Raw genomic sequence first — 17,015 nt, 5'->3', positions numbered from 1 at the left:
TGTCGGCAGGCTTGCATTGCCATTCCCTATACCTCGCTCTACTCTGTTGATATTCCCAAAAAAAGAGGAACATCGTGTGCGTATTGGTATTGATTTAGGCGGCACCAAAACGGAAGTGATCGCGCTCAGTGAGGCTGGGGAACAACTGTTCCGCCATCGTCTGCCGACGCCGCGAAATGACTATCAGCAAACCATCGAAACCATTGCCACGCTGGTGGCGATGGCGGAGCAGACCACCGGACAAACGGGGACGGTAGGGATAGGGATCCCGGGTTCCATTTCGCCTTACACCGGCGTGGTGAAGAATGCCAACTCCACGTGGCTGAACGGTCAGCCGTTTGATAAAGACCTCAGCACCCGTCTGCAGCGTGACGTTCGTCTGGCGAATGACGCGAACTGTCTGGCCGTTTCTGAGGCCGTTGATGGAGCGGCTGCCGGGGCAATGACGGTTTTTGCCGTGATTATTGGTACCGGCTGCGGCGCAGGTGTGGCGCTCAACGGTCGGGCGCACATCGGCGGCAATGGGACGGCGGGCGAATGGGGTCACAACCCTTTGCCGTGGATGGATGAGGATGAGCTTCGCTACCGTGAAGAAGTCCCCTGCTACTGCGGAAAACAGGGATGCATCGAGACGTTTATTTCTGGTACCGGGTTCGCCACCGATTACCAGCGTCTGAGCGGTAACGCCTTAAAAGGCAGTGAGATTATCCGTCTGGTGGAGGAGCAAAATGCGCTGGCCGAACTGGCGCTCAGCCGCTATGAGCTGCGGCTGGCAAAATCGCTGGCCCATGTGGTGAATATTCTTGACCCGGACGTTTTCGTTCTCGGCGGCGGAATGAGCAACATTGACCGCCTGTACAAAACGATACCGCCGCTAATTAAACGGTTTGTGTTTGGTGGTGAGTGCGAAACGCCGGTGCGCAAAGCTGTGCACGGAGATTCCAGCGGCGTGCGCGGTGCGGCGTGGCTGTGGCCGCAGGAATAGTGCCAGGAGAGGCCGGCGCTATCCGGCCTGTCGTACCTGTTATTCTACGGCAAACATTCTGTCGAGTTTGCTGTAGCCTAGTCCGTTGATTTTCTTCACCTTGATCTGCACCGGAATCCGTTCTTTCATCGCTTCTACATGGCTAATCACGCCAATGGTTTTGCCGCTGGCGTTGAGCGCATCCAGCGCATCAAGGGCGGTATCCAGCGTTTCACTGTCGAGCGTGCCGAAGCCTTCATCAAGGAACAGCGAGTCAATGCGCGTTTTGTGGCTGACCAGATCGGAGAGCGCCAGCGCCAGCGCGAGACTGACCAGGAAACTTTCGCCACCGGAAAGGGTACGGGTATCGCGTACGGCGTCGGCCTGCCAGGTATCGACCACCTCCAGTTCCAGCGCTTCACTGGCTTTACGTTGCAGTAAATAGCGACCATGCAGGCGGGTCAACTGGTTGTTCGCCAGCCAGACCAGGTTATCCAGCGTCAGCCCCTGGGCGAATTTGCGGAATTTATCCCCCTCTTTAGAGCCGATTAGCGCATTCAGGTAGCCCCAGTCCTCAACCTGTTGCATCGCGTTGTCGATTTTTTGCATCAACGTCTGCTGCTGCTGGCGATTGTCGCTGTCCTGTTTTAGCTGTTGGCGTATTTCGCCCTGACGCGTAGCGTTATCGCGTACCCGATCGTTAAGCTGCGCCACGGTTTGCTGAACATGCTCAATCGACAGCGTGGGATCCAGACCCGCTGGCGGCTGTTGCTGATGTGCCGCCAGCGCCTGCGCCGATTGTGTGGCGAGCGTCTGTGCCTGCTGAACCTGGTTTTCCAGCGACTGTTTTAGCTGTTCCAGACGCGTGACCGCCTCGTCATCCAGCAGCGCGGCAAGAAATGCCGCCTGATCGGCAAATATACTGTGCGACAGCGCGGCATCGAACTGCGCCTGCGCATCGGCAGCGCGCTGAGTTTCCTGTTTCTCCTGCTGCTGTAATGTCTGCAATTGACTGCGCAGCGACACGCACTCGTCATGAACCTGACGCCAGTTTTCCAGCGTCACGCTTGCATCATCTTCTGCGTGGGTATCGACGGCGGGCAGCGTCTCGAGTAGCGGGGTGAGCTGCGCGATGCGCGCCTGTATCGCCGTCAACTCCGTCTGCCGCTGCTGCCATGTTTGTGCCTCTGCCGCGCGCGCATCTAACCATGCCTCCTCGCGGCCTTCCTCAGGAAGTGACAACGTATAGCGGCTTAACTGTGCTGCCAGCGTTGCCTGGCGCTGGTCGATTTGCTGGCGGAACTGCGCCACCTGCTGTGCATGGGCGGTAATTTGCGCCTGTAGGTCATGGCGCTGGCTCAACTGGTAGAGTTGCTGCTCGTGTTCGTCCTGCGCCGTCAGCCAGGGCTGAATATCATCCTGCGGCTGTAACGTGAGGTTCAGTGCACCGATCGTCGTTTGCCACTGTTGAGTGAGCGCCTGCTCTTCTTTAGCCAGCGTCTGCGCTTCGCTTTCGTCACGCTGTAGCTGCTGGTTGACTGCCTCGGACTGTCCACGCAGGGTGGCGCCTTCGTCGGCCAGCGTTTTGACTTCTTTTTCCAGCGCATCGCGTCGCGCCTGATTAACACCGGGTTCGAGTGCCTGATATGCCGCGACAGCAGGATGGGTGGTGGAACCGCAAAGCGGGCAGGGCTGGCCGGACTGCAACTGCGCACGCTGGCTTTCCAGATCTTTGATCCGCGCCTCCTGCTCACAAAGTGTTTTAACATCCTGATACTGCTGATATTTGTCTTTATACTGCTGGCGCTTTGCCTCCAGCAGGGTATTGAGTCGGGCCAGTTCCTGTTTGTTATGCATTATCGTCGCCTGAAGCTGACTCAAACGCGTCAGTCGGGGAACAATCTGACCATGGAGCGAAAGCAGTTGCTGGCGCAGAGGACTCTGTTGCGCATGTTGCACTAGCGCCGCTGCGACTTCCTCTGCCGTCAGATTGAGCGTCACTGGCGGCAGCGATTCCAGCTTGCGGCTATCGTTGACCTGCTGTTGCTGCCATTTAGCCAGCTGAACGTTATCGCTGGCCTGCTGAGCAAAAAGGGCGCGCCATCCTCCTGACTCGTTGCTCCATAGGCGAAAGCGATCGTGTTCGTTTAGCCACTCGCTCAGCGTCTGTTGCGTAGCGAGCAGGGCGGTGGACTGTTGCTCTGCCTGGCGTCGGATGTGGTTGCGCAGCGTGAATCTACTCTGTAAGCGAGTATTTACTTCGTTAATCTGCTGGCGAGTTCGGGAAACGGTAGCGGATTGCTCCTGAATGCGCTCCCACAATGGGCGCAACGCTCTGGCAGGTTGTGCAAGGCTGAGCGTTGCCAGCTGTGGCTGGGCGTTTTCCAGTACTTCCTGGGCAACCCGCAGCATCTGCTGACGCTGGTTTGCGTCGGTCTGCAGTTCGTGCTGTCGCGTCAGCCAGTTCAGCTGCTGCTGTCCAGTCTGTTGCTGGGCGACCAGCTGTTTCTCTTCGTCAGTGAGTGCCTGCAAACTTTCTGTCAGCGTCTGCAACGCCTCGGGGGCTAACAGCGCGACGCCGTTGGCCTGCGCCTGTAATTTTTCCAGTTCGGTGCGTGCGGTTTTGTGCTGTTCAAACACCTGGGCAGAGATCTGGCCGTAAATTTCCGTGCCGGTCAGTTCTTCCAGCAGTTCCGCACGCTCTTTCGGCTTCGCGTTGAGGAAGGCGGCGAACTGCCCCTGCGAGAGCAGCATCGAACGGGTAAATCGACCATAATCCAGACCGGTCAGTTCCGCCGTCATCTCCAGTTTGTCTTTCACTTTATCGGCAAGGATTTTCCCGTCGGCACAGCGCGCCAGTTCAACGCGCGGAACCTGTAAATTACCGTCGGGCTGGTTGCGCGCCCGGTTCTGGCTCCAGAACGCACGATACGCTTCGCCTTTGACTTCAAACTCCACTTCCGCCAGACATTCCGCCGTATCACGGGACATCAGATCGTTCTGCGATTGCGACACGGTATTCAGGCGTGGCGTCTCGTGGTACAGCGCCAGGCAAATCGCGTCGAGCAGAGTGGTTTTACCCGCCCCCGTAGGCCCGGTAATGGCAAACAGGCCGTTGCTGGCAAAGGGCTCCACCGTGAAATCGACCTTCCATTCCCCTTTCAGCGAATTGAGGTTTTTCAGGCGCAGACTGAGAATCTTCATGCCTCATGCTCCCCGGACAGTGTCTGTAGTGTGCGGTGAAAAAGTGCTGTCAGGCGTTCGCACTGCGGCGGCTCAAGTTCTTCCAGCGCCAGACGGCGAGTAAATACCTCATCCACGCTCAGCTCGCTCAGCGTTTCCCGGCGTTCGTTACACAACATGCGTTCGCGCTGCTCCCGACTGCGTCGGACTAACAGTACCTCAACGGGCAGCGTTTCCGTCAGCGTCTGAATTTTCCGCTGCATGTCATGCAGGTATTCATCGGTGGTGATTTCGATATCCAGCCAGACCGGGGGGGCCTGAGGGCTGTCACGCCATTGCTCCAGCTGTTCGGTAATGGCGGCGAAATCGCCTTTTAATATTGCCAGTGGTTGCGTAACCGGAATGATGAGTTCCTCAACGCCGGCTAACGCGCCGTCCTGGAAGTCCACCTGATGCACATATTTGCTTTTGCCGCATTCGTCAAAGCTCAGCGCGATGGGCGAGCCGCAGTAGCGGATGTGCTCTGTACCGCCAATTTTCTGCGCCCGGTGGATGTGGCCCAGCGCGATATAATCGGCAGGCGGGAAGTTCTGCGCCGGGAAAGCATCCAGCGTACCAATATAAATGTCACGCACAGCGTCACTTTTGCTGGCGCCAACGGTGGTCAGGTGGCCGGTGGCGATAATCGGCAGGGCGAGATCGCCACGTAACGCGCAGGCGGCCTCGTATTGCTGCTGGTAATAGTCGGTGATGGCGCCCAGCAGATGCTGCTGTTTTTCCTGACCGGAGAGTCCCGCCTGACTGCTGACAATGTCGCGCGGGCGTAAAAACGGCACCGGGCACAGCACCGCGCCGGGCTGACCGTCGCGACGATGCAGGAGTTGCGGCGCGTGACCGGCGCTGGCCACTACCGTGGTATTGAGAAACGCCAGAATCTCACGGGATTCATTCAGCGTGGCGACGGAATCATGGTTTCCCGCTAATACCACCAGATGACAGCCCGTTTGCTGTAGGTTGACCACAAAACGGTTATAGAGCTCGCGGGCATAGCTTGGTGGTGAGCCGGTATCGAAGATATCGCCTGCCACGATGATCGCATCCACCTGCTGCTTAACCGCCGTTTCCAGCAGCCAGTCAAGAAAAGCCTGATGTTCAGCGGCACGGCTTTTACTGTAGAAATTTTGTCCCAGATGCCAGTCAGAGGTGTGAAGGATGCGCATAACGGTTCCATGGCAAAAAAGCATAAAGGGGATTATAACCATTCGGGAGCTGTAATATCTCGTTTCTCGGGTGTCATAAATCAACAACCTAAGGTTAACGTCAGCATACATTTTCATAAATCTGTCATAAAACTGACGCATAATGGCGCCGCATTAAGACAGATGATGATAAGCAACTTATATAACAGGGCAAATCATGGCGAGACGTATTCTGGTCGTAGAAGATGAAGCTCCAATTCGCGAAATGGTCTGTTTCGTGCTTGAGCAAAATGGCTTTCAACCCGTTGAAGCTGAAGATTATGACAGTGCGGTGAACCAGCTTAATGAACCCTGGCCGGATTTGATCCTCCTTGACTGGATGTTGCCCGGCGGTTCTGGTCTACAGTTTATTAAACACCTCAAGCGTGAAGCGATGACCCGGGATATTCCGGTCATGATGTTGACCGCCAGAGGGGAAGAAGAGGATCGTGTACGCGGCCTGGAAACCGGTGCGGATGATTACATTACCAAACCGTTCTCACCGAAAGAGCTGGTTGCCCGTATCAAAGCGGTGATGCGTAGGATCTCGCCGATGGCGGTGGAAGAGGTCATCGAGATGCAGGGGTTAAGCCTGGATCCCACATCGCACCGCGTGATGACCGGCGACAACCCACTCGACATGGGGCCGACAGAATTTAAACTCCTGCATTTCTTTATGACACATCCCGAGCGGGTTTACAGCCGTGAACAACTGCTGAATCACGTCTGGGGCACCAATGTCTACGTTGAGGATCGCACGGTTGATGTGCATATTCGCCGTCTGCGTAAGGCGCTGGAAGCCAGCGGCCACGATCGGATGGTGCAGACGGTTCGCGGGACAGGGTATCGTTTTTCGACCCGTTTCTGAAAGGCAAGAACAAGAGCCTGGCTCTGAAGGGAGAGTGACCCGTGCTGGAACGGCTGTCATGGAAAAGGTTGGTGCTGGAGCTGATACTTTGCTGTATCCCGGCCTTCATCCTAAGTGCATTTTTTGGTTACCTGCCGTGGTTTTTACTGGCATCGGTAACAGGACTGCTTATCTGGCATTTCTGGAATTTATTACGTCTCTCATGGTGGCTGTGGGTCGACAGAAGCATGACGCCGCCGCCGGGACGAGGCAGTTGGGAACCGCTGCTGTACGGTTTGCATCAGATGCAACTGCGCAATAAAAAGCGTCGTCGCGAGCTGGGCAATCTGATTAAACGCTTTCGCAGCGGGGCGGAGTCGCTGCCCGATGCGGTGGTATTGACCACCGAAGAGGGGGGGATCTTCTGGTGTAACGGTCTGGCGCAACAGGTGCTGGGCTTACGCTGGCCGGACGATAGCGGACAGAACATCCTTAACCTGCTGCGCTACCCGGAGTTTACGCAGTACCTCAAGCAGCGGGACTTCAGTCGGCCGCTGAATCTGGTGCTTAATACTGGGCGACATCTGGAAATTCGCGTTATGCCGTATACCGATAAGCAACTGCTGATGGTGGCGCGCGACATGACCCAGATGCACCAGCTCGAAGGCGCAAGACGTAATTTCTTCGCCAACGTGAGCCACGAGCTGCGTACCCCGCTTACGGTGTTGCAGGGCTATCTTGAAATGATGTACGAGCAGACGCTGGAAGGGGCAACGCGCGAAAAAGCGCTGTTAACGATGCGCGACCAGACCTCGCGCATGGAAGGACTGGTAAAACAGTTGCTCACGCTGTCGAAAATTGAAGCCGCACCGACGCTTTTGCTCAATGAACAGGTCGATGTGCCGATGATATTGCGCATGGTCGAACGCGAGGCGCAGACGCTCAGTCAGCAGAAGCACACTTTTAGCTTTGAGGTGGATAACCAGCTGAAAGTGCTGGGGAATGAAGAACAACTGCGTAGCGCGATGTCCAACCTGGTGTATAACGCGGTGAACCATACGCCAGCGGGAACCCATATCACCGTCCGCTGGCAGGCGGTACCGCACGGCGCGGAGTTTAGCGTGGAGGATAACGGACCGGGCATTGCGCCGGAACATATCCCGCGGTTAACGGAGCGATTTTATCGCGTTGATAAAGCGCGTTCGCGGCAAACGGGCGGCAGTGGACTGGGGCTGGCTATCGTCAAACACGCGGTGAATCATCATGAAAGTCGCCTGATGATCGACAGTCAACTGGGTAAAGGGACGCGCTTTAGTTTTGTGCTGCCGGAACGATTAATTGCCAAAAAAAGTGCTTAAAGTGGAATCGTAAGGTTTTCTTTCCATAAGCCAGCCAATGCTGGCTTATTTTCTTTGCGGCTAAGATAAGTCTGCTGAATTTATCAATGTCTGGTTGTTTTTTGTTCGCATGATAAGCCATGACTTTTTCTGTAGTATGGTGTTTTACACTGGTATGAGATTTGATATCACTATAATCTTCCGGTTTTTGGATCCCTCCTTGCTTTAAAACGTTATAAGCGTTTAAATTGCGCCCCAGATGCTGTCAGACTGACTGTATTCAGGCGGTAAATCGAAAAACTATTCTTTGCTTTCCAGGTTATGGGAGATATCCCTCTGGAATAGCTTAAAAAAACCGCTGTTTCTTCCCGCTGGGAAAGACACTACGTTAATTTAATCAACACCACATCCACAGGCCGTAAGCTTTATGACCCATCAGTTAAAATCGCGCGATATTATTGCGCTGGGCTTTATGACTTTTGCGCTGTTCGTCGGCGCAGGGAACATCATCTTTCCTCCAATGGTTGGTTTGCAGGCAGGCGAAAACGTCTGGATGGCGGCATTCGGTTTTCTGATCACCGCTGTTGGGCTACCGGTGCTGACCGTTATCGCGCTGGCGAAAGTCGGTGGTGGTGTTGATAGTCTGAGTACCCCTATCGGTAAAGTCGCTGGCGTTTTGTTGGCGACTGTCTGCTATCTGGCCGTCGGGCCGTTATTCGCCACGCCGCGCACCGCGACGGTCTCTTTTGAAGTGGGGATCGCCCCGCTGACCGGCGATTCGGCCATGCCGCTGCTTATCTACAGCGTGGTCTATTTTTCCATTGTCATTCTGGTCTCGCTCTATCCGGGCAAACTGCTGGATACCGTGGGTAACTTCCTGGCGCCGCTGAAGATTCTGGCGCTGATTGTGCTCTCCGTTGCGGCCATCATCTGGCCTGCCGGTCCGATCAGCCATGCGATGGAAGCGTACCAGACCGCCGCGTTCTCCAATGGTTTCGTTAATGGCTACCTGACGATGGACACGCTGGGCGCGATGGTCTTTGGTATCGTTATTGTTAACGCCGCGCGTTCTCGCGGCGTAACCGAAGCGCGTCTGCTGACCCGTTACACCGTCTGGGCTGGCCTGATGGCGGGCGTCGGATTAACGCTGCTGTACCTGGCGCTGTTCCGTCTCGGATCTGACAGCGCTACGCTGGTCGATCAGTCGGCGAACGGCGCGGCGATCCTGCATGCCTATGTTCAGCACACCTTTGGCGGTGCGGGCAGCCTGCTGCTGGCGGCACTGATCTTTATCGCCTGTCTGGTAACGGCGGTCGGCCTGACCTGCGCTTGTGCGGAATTCTTCGCTCAGTATGTGCCGCTCTCCTACCGCACGCTGGTGTTTATTCTTGGCGGCTTCTCAATGGTGGTATCCAACCTGGGGCTCAGCCATCTGATTCAGATCTCTATTCCGGTGCTGACGGCGATCTACCCGCCGTGTATCGCACTGGTTGTATTAAGTTTTACCCGCTCATGGTGGCATAATTCGACCCGCGTCATTGCTCCGGCAATGTTTATCAGCCTGATTTTTGGTATCCTTGATGGTATTAAAGCATCGGCAATCGGCGACGTGTTACCAGCCTGGACCCAGCGCTTACCGCTGGCGGAACAAGGTCTGGCGTGGTTAATGCCCACTGTCGTGATGGTGGTCCTGGCGGTTGTCTGGGATCGCGCAGCAGGTCGACAGGTGACCTCCAGCGCACACTAAGATTGCGGAAAAGTGTTTTAACCACGGGGCTATTACTGGCCCCGTGGTTTTTTATTGTGTTGATGGGTTAGGAATCGATGGAAAGTAATAACAAGCTGAAGCGTGGGCTAAGCACCCGACACATTCGCTTTATGGCCCTGGGCTCAGCCATTGGCACCGGGCTGTTTTATGGCTCTGCGGATGCCATTAAAATGGCCGGGCCAAGCGTGCTGCTGGCCTACATTATTGGCGGGGTGGCGGCCTATATCATTATGCGTGCGTTGGGTGAAATGTCGGTACACAACCCTTCTGCCAGCTCCTTTTCGCGCTATGCGCAGGAAAACCTCGGCCCGCTCGCCGGTTACATTACCGGCTGGACCTACTGTTTTGAAATCCTGATTGTCGCCATTGCCGACGTGACCGCGTTCGGCATTTATATGGGCGTCTGGTTTCCGACGGTGCCGCACTGGATCTGGGTGCTCAGCGTGGTGCTGATCATCTGTGCCATCAACCTGATGAGCGTGAAAGTGTTTGGTGAACTGGAATTCTGGTTCTCCTTCTTTAAAGTCGCCACCATCATCATCATGATCGTGGCTGGTTTCGGTATCATCATCTGGGGGATTGGCAACGGTGGACAACCGACCGGGATCCATAACCTGTGGACCAACGGTGGCTTCTTCAGCAACGGCTGGCTGGGGATGGTGATGTCGTTGCAGATGGTGATGTTTGCCTACGGCGGTATTGAAATTATCGGTATCACTGCCGGCGAAGCGAAAGACCCGGAGAAATCCATTCCGCGCGCGATTAACTCGGTGCCGATGCGTATTCTGGTGTTCTACGTGGGGACGCTGTTTGTCATTATGTCTATCTACCCGTGGAACCAGGTGGGAACCGCTGGCAGCCCGTTTGTGCTGACTTTCCAGCATCTCGGTATTACCTTTGCCGCCAGCATTCTTAACTTTGTGGTGCTGACGGCGTCACTGTCGGCGATCAACTCTGACGTCTTTGGCGTCGGTCGTATGCTGCACGGGATGGCGGAGCAGGGCAGTGCGCCAAAAGTGTTCGCCAAAACCTCGCGTCGGGGGATCCCGTGGGTCACGGTGATGGTGATGACTATCGCTCTGCTGTTTGCGGTGTATCTGAACTACATCATGCCGGAGAATGTTTTCCTGGTGATTGCGTCGCTGGCGACCTTCGCAACGGTCTGGGTGTGGATTATGATCCTGCTGTCGCAAATCGCGTTCCGTCGTCGTCTGCCGCCGGAAGAGGTGAAAGCGCTGAAGTTTAAAGTGCCGGGCGGCGTGGCAACGACCATTGTAGGCCTGATTTTCCTCGTCTTTATCATCGGACTGATTGGCTATCATCCCGACACCCGCATCTCGTTGTACGTGGGCTGTGGCTGGATTGTTCTGCTGATGATTGGCTGGATGTTCAAGCGTCGCCACGATCGCCAGATGGCGCAAGCGCAGTAAGATTGTACCGGGTGGCGTGAATGCCATCCGGTCATTTCTCCTCCCCCGAACTCCTCCCCCAATAAACCTTCAGATGATGAGTTATCCTGTAAATCGCTATGGCAAGGTGTGCTCATTTTCATCAAAGGGGATACGTGATGTTGAACGCCTGGCACCTACCGGTTGCCCCATTTGTTAAGCAAAACAAAGACCAACTGGCCATTACGCTCTGGCTGACGGGGGAGAACCTGCCGCAGCGCGTCACGCTGCGTGCGGAGAATGACAACGAAGAAATTGCGCTGGCGATGCATAAATTACGCACGCAGCCGTTCCCGGGCGTGACCGCCTGGCGTGCGGCGATTGATCTTCGCAGCGGGCAGCCGCGTCGGCGCTACAGCTTCAAACTGCTCTGGATTGATTGCCAGTTGTGGTTTACACCGCTTGGGTTCAGCCGTTTTCCGCCTGCTCGTCTGGAGCAATTTGCCGTAGATGCACCGGACAGCGGACCGCAGTGGGTGGCCGATCAGGTTTTCTACCAAATCTTTCCTGACCGTTTTGCCCGCAGTTCGTCACGCGACGCAGAGCAGGATAAGGTTTATTACCATCACGCCGCCGGGCAGGAGATTGTGCTACGTGACTGGGATGAACCGGTGACTGCGCAGGCTGGCGGCTCCACGTTTTATGGCGGCGACCTCGACGGTATCAGCGAAAAGCTGCCGTACCTGAAAAAACTGGGCGTCACCGCGCTGTACCTGAACCCTGTGTTTACTGCGCCGAGCGTGCATAAGTACGACACCGAAGATTATCGTCATGTTGATCCGCAGTTTGGCGGCGATCAGGCGTTAATGCGTCTGCGGCAGAAAACGCAGCAGCAGGGAATGCGGCTGGTGCTGGACGGCGTGTTTAACCACAGCGGCGACTCTCATACATGGTTCGATCGTCATCAGCGCGGCTCCGGCGGCGCGTGCCATAACCCAGAATCGCCCTGGCGTGACTGGTACAGCTTTTCGTCAGACGGCGTTGCGCTGGACTGGCTGGGATACGCCAGTCTGCCGAAGCTGGATTATCAGTCCGAAAGTCTGGTCAACGAAATATATCGCGGCGAAGACAGCATCGTTCGTCACTGGCTGAAAGCGCCGTGGAACATGGACGGCTGGCGGCTCGATGTCGTGCATATGCTGGGTGAAGCGGGCGGAGCGCGTAACAACCTTAAGCATGTCGCCGGGATCGTTCAGGCGGCGAAGGAAACGCAGCCAGAAGCCTACGTCTTTGGCGAACACTTTGGTGACGCGCGACAGTGGCTGCAGGCGGATGCAGAAGATGCTGCGATGAACTATCGTGGCTTCACCTTTCCGCTGTGGGGGTTTCTTGCCAATACCGATATCTCTTACGATCCTCAGCAGATTGATGCGCAGACCTGTATGGCGTGGATGGATAACTATCGCGCCGGGCTCTCTCATCAGCAGCAACTGAGGATGTTCAACCAGCTCGACAGTCATGATACCGCCCGTTTCAAGTCGCTATTGGGCAACGATGTCGCCCGCCTGCCGCTGGCGGTAGTCTGGCTGTTTAGTTGGCCCGGCGTGCCCTGTATCTATTATGGCGATGAGGTGGGACTGGATGGCGATAACGATCCGTTCTGCCGCAAGACGTTTCCCTGGCAGGCGGAAAAACAGGATGTCACATTGCTTGCCCTGTACCAGCGGATGGCGAAACTGAGGCATAGTATCCCGGCGTTACGCTACGGTGGGTGCCAGGTGGTCTATGCGGAAGACAACGTAGTGGTATTTTTGCGCGTCTACCAGCAGCAGCGCGTGCTGGTAGCCATTAACCGCGGCGAGGCGTGTGAGGTGGTGCTCCCGGCGTCACCGCTGCTGAACGTAACAGAATGGCGTTGTAAAGAAGGAAAAGGGCAGGTGGTTGAGGACGTCCTGTCGCTGCCGACGATTTCCGCCACCCTCTGGCTGAATCACTGATACAACTGCGCGATGTCGCGGCTGGCAAGCAGCGTTTCCCGCCACCACTGCTGCGCCAGCCCGTGGCTACCATCGCGCCATGCCATATAGGCGACATCTTTTTCGCGAAAAGAGATGACGCTTTTTTCGACCAGTTCGCCCGTGGCAAGCCACGGGCTGGCGATATGCCGCGGGAGAAAACCGCAGCCCATCCCGGCGCGCAGCAGCGCCACTTTACTGTGAAAATCGTCAACATGGATTTGCGGCTGTTCTTCCATCAGGTTAGTTTGCAGCGGATGGCAAAAACGCGCGCTGTCGCTGATGACAATGGCGCGGTGCAGGCAGAGTTGTTCATTCGTCAGTCTGTCAGAGAGTGCGGCCAGCGGATGATTGGGCGCCACCACAAAAACATTATCCAGAGTCCCTAACATTTTGTAGGACCACGCGGCAGAGGTCGGTGGTTCGTTAATCGCGCCAAGAATGATATCCGCGCCATTATGCGTGAGCTCTTCCCATGACTCTGCCAGCGTGTGATACGAAAATTTAAGCAGCGTTTGTTTGTTCAGCGCGTGGAAGGCGTCGATGAGAGGTAACACCACCTCAAAGGGGAAGGAAACATCCAGCGCAATGACCAGCTCTTTTTCCCAACCGGAGCTCAGTTGCAGCGCCTGCTTTTCCAGATCTTTTGCCGCACTGAGCAACAAACGCCCCTTTTCCAGCATCATCAGTCCGGTGTCGGTGAATTTGGCCCGATGCCCGGAGCGGTCAAGCAGTTCGATGTTCAGGTCTTTTTCCAGCTTCTGAATCATATAGCTGAGCGCCGCGGGCGTCTTAAACAACGATTCGGCAGCGGCGGCAAAAGTACCGTATTTGTCGATAGCGTCCAGGATAAGCAGAACGTCCAGATTAATGCGCATAGGCTGAATATATCCCTGAAAGTAAACCTCACTGTTGTACCGAATAGCGATAAACAAAACCAGTGAATAAATTAGACGGAAGATCCGCATTTTTTTGAAGGTGCCAGACTATATCGCCGGAAAAGGCTTATTTCATACGCTGGTAAGTTTTCTTTAATAAGTCGTTAGAAATTTCCAACTATACTAAACAGGCTTTCTGATTCAGGATTTGATGGCTGACGGCGGATACCAGACGTCAATTTCTAACTCATTGATTAAGGAAGTATATTATGTCTATTCGGGAACTGATTAATCCCTCTAACTCGACGCTCATTTTTATTGACCATCAGCCGCAAATGGCATTTGGGGTTGCGAATATTGATCGCCAGACGCTGAAAAATAATACCGTCGCACTGGCGAAAGCAGGCAAAATATTTAATGTGCCGGTCATTTATACTTCAGTCGAAACAAAAAGTTTTAGTGGTTACATCTGGCCTGAGTTACTGGCGGTGCATCCGGATGTGAAACCTATCGAACGTACTTCCATGAACTCCTGGGAAGACGCGGCCTTTGTGAAAGCCGTGGCGGCGACCGGGCGTAAAAAGCTGATTATCTCTGCGCTATGGACTGAAGTGTGCCTGACCTTCCCGGCACTGATGGCGCTGGAAGCCGGTTACGAAGTGTATGTGGTGACGGATACCTCCGGCGGTACCTCTGTTGATGCGCATGAGCGCGCGATTGATCGCATGGTGCAGGCCGGTGCCGTACCGGTGACCTGGCAGCAGGTTCTGCTGGAGTACCAGCGTGACTGGTCGCGCAAAGAGACCTATGACGCGGTGATGGATCTGGTTCGTGAACACAGCGGCGCTTACGGCATGGGCGTAGATTATGCCTACACGATGGTGCATGGCGCACCGGAACGTAAGGCCTGATTCTGAATTAAAAACCAGGGAAATCAATTCATTGATTCTCGGCTGATAACCACAAAGAAGGGAAAACCACCTTTTTTCCTTCTTTGTCAGCAGTCTGATGGCGGGGCAACCCGCCATTAACCTTCAGCAAGGAACCCGACATGGCGCAGAATAAACCTGTGACGCTGGTGATTACGCATACTTTGCAGCCCAATCAGGCGGCGCGATATGAACAATGGCTGGGGAAAATTATGCCGGTTGCGGCGGAATTTCCCGGACACCTTGGCGCGAACGTCATTCTCCCGACGGACGGGCACAATCTGTGGAGCATCATCATTCGTTTCGACACGCTCGAGCATCTCTATAACTGGACGCAATCAGATACGCGACGGCTCCTGGTCGAAGAGATCGCTCCGCTGTTGGCGGAAGGCGATAAAACCGAAATCCACACCGAAGCGGCATTCTGGTTTACGCCCCCCGCGCCACACGTCCGTCAACCGCTGCGCTGGAAGCAGTTCCTGATCACTCTGCTGGTTATTTTTCCCAGCACTAATCTGGTGCCGTGGCTGACCGGCATGCTATTGCCGTCGCTGAAGGGAACGCTGTTACTGCATCTGATTAACGATGCCTGTGTGGTTGCGCTGGTGGTCTGGTTGTGGATGCCCATCGTAACCCGTCTGTTTGCCGGCTGGCTAAAAAAAGCCTGATCGGCTTATCAGGAGAACGTTATGTCTCAAACTGCCTCATTGATTCTGACCCACGGAAAAATACATACCCTCGACAGCCATAGCCCGCAGGCGGAAGCCGTGGCGATCAAGGTCGGAAAAATTCTCGCCACGGGAACGCACGACCAGGTGATGCGTTTTGCCGCAGACGGTACACAGGTGGTTGATCTGAAAGGTCACACTGTGATTCCGGGGCTTAATGATTCCCACCTGCATCTGATCCGCGGTGGGCTGAATTACAATCTGGAGCTGCGCTGGGAAGGAGTACCCTCGCTGGCCGATGCGCTGCGTATGCTGAAAGAACAGGCCGATCGAACCCCGTCGCCACAGTGGGTTCGCGTGGTGGGCGGCTGGAGTGAATTTCAGTTTGCCGAACGCCGGATGCCGACGCTGGAAGAGCTTAACGACGCCGCGCCGGATACTCCCGTTTTCGTGCTGCATCTGTACGATCGTGCACTGTTAAACCGCGCGGCGCTGAAAGCCGTGGGATACACCAAAGCGACACCCGATCCGGCAGGCGGCGAGATCGTCCGTGATGGTAACGGTAACCCTACCGGGATGCTTATCGCCAAACCTAACGCCATGATTCTTTACTCGACGTTGGCGAAAGGGCCAAAACTGCCGCTGGAGATGCAGGTGAACTCCACCCGCCAGTTTATGCGTGAACTGAACCGTCTCGGACTGACCAGCGCCATCGACGCTGGTGGCGGTTTTCAGAACTACCCGGAAGATTACGAGATCATTGAGCAACTGCATGCCAACAATCAGATGACGGTGCGCATTGCCTATAACCTGTTTACGCAGCGACCGAAGCAGGAACTGGAAGACTTTGAGCGCTGGACCGATATGCTCAAGCCGGGCCAGGGGACCGATTTCTACCGTGCGAACGGAGCCGGGGAGATGCTGGTCTTCTCCGCAGCGGATTTCGAAGACTTCCTGCAACCGCGCCCGGATTTACCGCAAGGCATGGAGGATGAACTGGAGCGCGTGGTGCGCCACCTGGTGGAGCACCGCTGGCCGTTCCGTCTGCATGCCACTTACGATGAATCGATCAGCCGGATGCTGGATGTGTTCGAGAAAGTGAACCGTGATATTCCGTTCAATGGCCTGCACTGGTTCTTCGACCACGCCGAGACTATCAGCGAGCGCAATATCGATCGCGTGAAAGCGCTGGGCGGCGGCATTGCGGTACAGCATCGTATGGCCTTCCAGGGCGAATACTTTATCGACCGCTACGGGAAAGAAGCGGTGAAACAGACGCCGCCAGTGGCGAAAATGCTGGCCGCCGAGGTGCCGGTGGGGCTCGGAACGGATGCCACCCGCGTCGCCAGCTATAACCCATGGACGGCGCTGTACTGGCTGGTTTCCGGGCGCACGGTCGGCGGTACGGCGATGTATGACGACAACAACCGTTTACCGCGCGACGTGGCGCTGGAACTGTGGACGGCAGGGGGCGCGTGGTTTTCCAGCGAGCAAGGCAAAAAAGGGCGCATTGTCAAAGATCAACTGGCCGACCTGGTAGTGCTGTCAAAAGACTACTTCAGCGTCACGGAAGAGGAGATCAAAGGTATTGAGTCGGTGATGACGATTGTCGATGGCAAAGTGGTGTATGCCGCCGGACAGTTTACTCCGCTCGCGCCGCCAGCGATCCCGGTCGTCCCGGACTGGTCTCCGGTGGTGAACGTGCCGGGGCACTATCGCGCGGCGCCGCCAGCCGCCGCGAAAGCAGGCGCCGTGGTGCAGATGCACCAGTGCTGCGGGAGCTGCGGCGTACACGGTCAC

Annotated in this window: 12 protein-coding genes; 9 read left to right on the top strand and 3 right to left on the bottom strand. The window is 55.7% G+C overall.

Annotated elements, in window-relative coordinates:
* Positions 1-76 precede the first annotated feature (76 nt).
* The gene (gene mak, locus AB7E14_RS07985; protein ID WP_044326524.1) at positions 77-985 is read left to right on the top strand and encodes a fructokinase; all 909 of its coding nucleotides are present in this window, start codon (positions 77-79) and stop codon (positions 983-985) included.
* A 39-nt stretch (positions 986-1,024) separates the two neighbouring features.
* On the opposite strand, the gene sbcC is transcribed toward mak, so the two are convergent.
* Complete coding sequence (sbcC, locus tag AB7E14_RS07980; RefSeq protein WP_316961966.1) at positions 1,025-4,168, bottom strand: exonuclease subunit SbcC; 3,144 nt, start codon at positions 4,166-4,168, stop codon at positions 1,025-1,027.
* A complete protein-coding gene (gene sbcD / locus AB7E14_RS07975; protein WP_316961965.1) occupies positions 4,165-5,367 on the bottom strand; it encodes an exonuclease subunit SbcD in 1,203 nt (400 codons plus the stop codon). The genes sbcC and sbcD overlap by 4 nt, the downstream gene beginning before the upstream one ends.
* Positions 5,368-5,563: 196 nt before the next feature.
* On the opposite strand from sbcD, the gene phoB reads away from it, so the two are divergent.
* The 5 genes from phoB to malZ all read left to right on the top strand — a co-directional run bounded on the left by phoB (position 5,564) and on the right by malZ (position 12,722).
* Positions 5,564-6,253: a phosphate response regulator transcription factor PhoB gene (phoB, locus tag AB7E14_RS07970; protein WP_043001622.1), complete on the top strand. Its 690-nt coding sequence runs from the start codon at positions 5,564-5,566 to the stop codon at positions 6,251-6,253.
* A 41-nt stretch (positions 6,254-6,294) separates the two neighbouring features.
* On the top strand, positions 6,295-7,590 hold the full coding sequence (gene phoR, locus AB7E14_RS07965) for a phosphate regulon sensor histidine kinase PhoR (protein WP_058587707.1): 1,296 nt from the start codon (positions 6,295-6,297) through the stop codon (positions 7,588-7,590).
* Between the two features lie 406 nt (positions 7,591-7,996).
* Positions 7,997-9,316 (top strand): branched-chain amino acid transporter carrier protein BrnQ, encoded by a 1,320-nt coding sequence (gene brnQ / locus AB7E14_RS07960; protein WP_044259012.1) that lies wholly within the window; start codon positions 7,997-7,999, stop codon positions 9,314-9,316.
* 77 nt (positions 9,317-9,393) lie between these two features.
* Positions 9,394-10,767, top strand: a complete 1,374-nt coding sequence (gene proY, locus AB7E14_RS07955; RefSeq protein ID WP_044328601.1) for a proline-specific permease ProY — start codon at positions 9,394-9,396, stop codon at positions 10,765-10,767.
* 137 nt (positions 10,768-10,904) lie between these two features.
* The gene (gene malZ / locus AB7E14_RS07950; RefSeq protein WP_316961964.1) at positions 10,905-12,722 is read left to right on the top strand and encodes a maltodextrin glucosidase; all 1,818 of its coding nucleotides are present in this window, start codon (positions 10,905-10,907) and stop codon (positions 12,720-12,722) included.
* Here the strand turns inward: malZ and AB7E14_RS07945 are convergent.
* On the bottom strand, positions 12,716-13,618 hold the full coding sequence (locus AB7E14_RS07945; protein WP_316961963.1) for a LysR family transcriptional regulator: 903 nt from the start codon (positions 13,616-13,618) through the stop codon (positions 12,716-12,718). The two genes, malZ and AB7E14_RS07945, sit on opposite strands and share 7 nt — an antisense overlap.
* A 269-nt stretch (positions 13,619-13,887) precedes the next feature.
* On the opposite strand from AB7E14_RS07945, the gene AB7E14_RS07940 reads away from it, so the two are divergent.
* The 3 genes from AB7E14_RS07940 to AB7E14_RS07930 form a co-directional block, all read left to right on the top strand.
* Positions 13,888-14,529, top strand: a complete 642-nt coding sequence (locus tag AB7E14_RS07940) for a hydrolase (protein ID WP_043001616.1) — start codon at positions 13,888-13,890, stop codon at positions 14,527-14,529.
* Between the two features lie 140 nt (positions 14,530-14,669).
* A complete protein-coding gene (locus tag AB7E14_RS07935; protein ID WP_316961962.1) occupies positions 14,670-15,215 on the top strand; it encodes an antibiotic biosynthesis monooxygenase in 546 nt (181 codons plus the stop codon).
* A gap of 21 nt (positions 15,216-15,236) precedes the next feature.
* On the top strand, positions 15,237-17,015 hold a 1,779-nt coding region (locus AB7E14_RS07930; protein ID WP_428169448.1), incomplete at its 3' end, for an amidohydrolase.

This window comes from Citrobacter sp., from assembly GCF_050252275.1.
GTDB lineage: Bacteria > Pseudomonadota > Gammaproteobacteria > Enterobacterales > Enterobacteriaceae > Citrobacter_A > Citrobacter_A amalonaticus.
The sequence above is the reverse complement of the archived record's forward strand: the minus strand, read 5'-3'. Positions and strand labels throughout refer to the sequence as shown.

Coding starts and splice junctions, on each gene's coding strand:
- brnQ (WP_044259012.1), top strand. CDS start 7,997: ATGACCCATCAGTTAAAATCGCGCGATATTATTGCGCTGGGCTTTATG.
- sbcD (WP_316961965.1), bottom strand. CDS start 5,367: ATGCGCATCCTTCACACCTCTGACTGGCATCTGGGACAAAATTTCTAC.
- sbcC (WP_316961966.1), bottom strand. CDS start 4,168: ATGAAGATTCTCAGTCTGCGCCTGAAAAACCTCAATTCGCTGAAAGGG.
- phoB (WP_043001622.1), top strand. CDS start 5,564: ATGGCGAGACGTATTCTGGTCGTAGAAGATGAAGCTCCAATTCGCGAA.
- AB7E14_RS07945 (WP_316961963.1), bottom strand. CDS start 13,618: ATGCGCATTAATCTGGACGTTCTGCTTATCCTGGACGCTATCGACAAA.
- proY (WP_044328601.1), top strand. CDS start 9,394: ATGGAAAGTAATAACAAGCTGAAGCGTGGGCTAAGCACCCGACACATT.
- malZ (WP_316961964.1), top strand. CDS start 10,905: ATGTTGAACGCCTGGCACCTACCGGTTGCCCCATTTGTTAAGCAAAAC.
- AB7E14_RS07940 (WP_043001616.1), top strand. CDS start 13,888: ATGTCTATTCGGGAACTGATTAATCCCTCTAACTCGACGCTCATTTTT.
- AB7E14_RS07935 (WP_316961962.1), top strand. CDS start 14,670: ATGGCGCAGAATAAACCTGTGACGCTGGTGATTACGCATACTTTGCAG.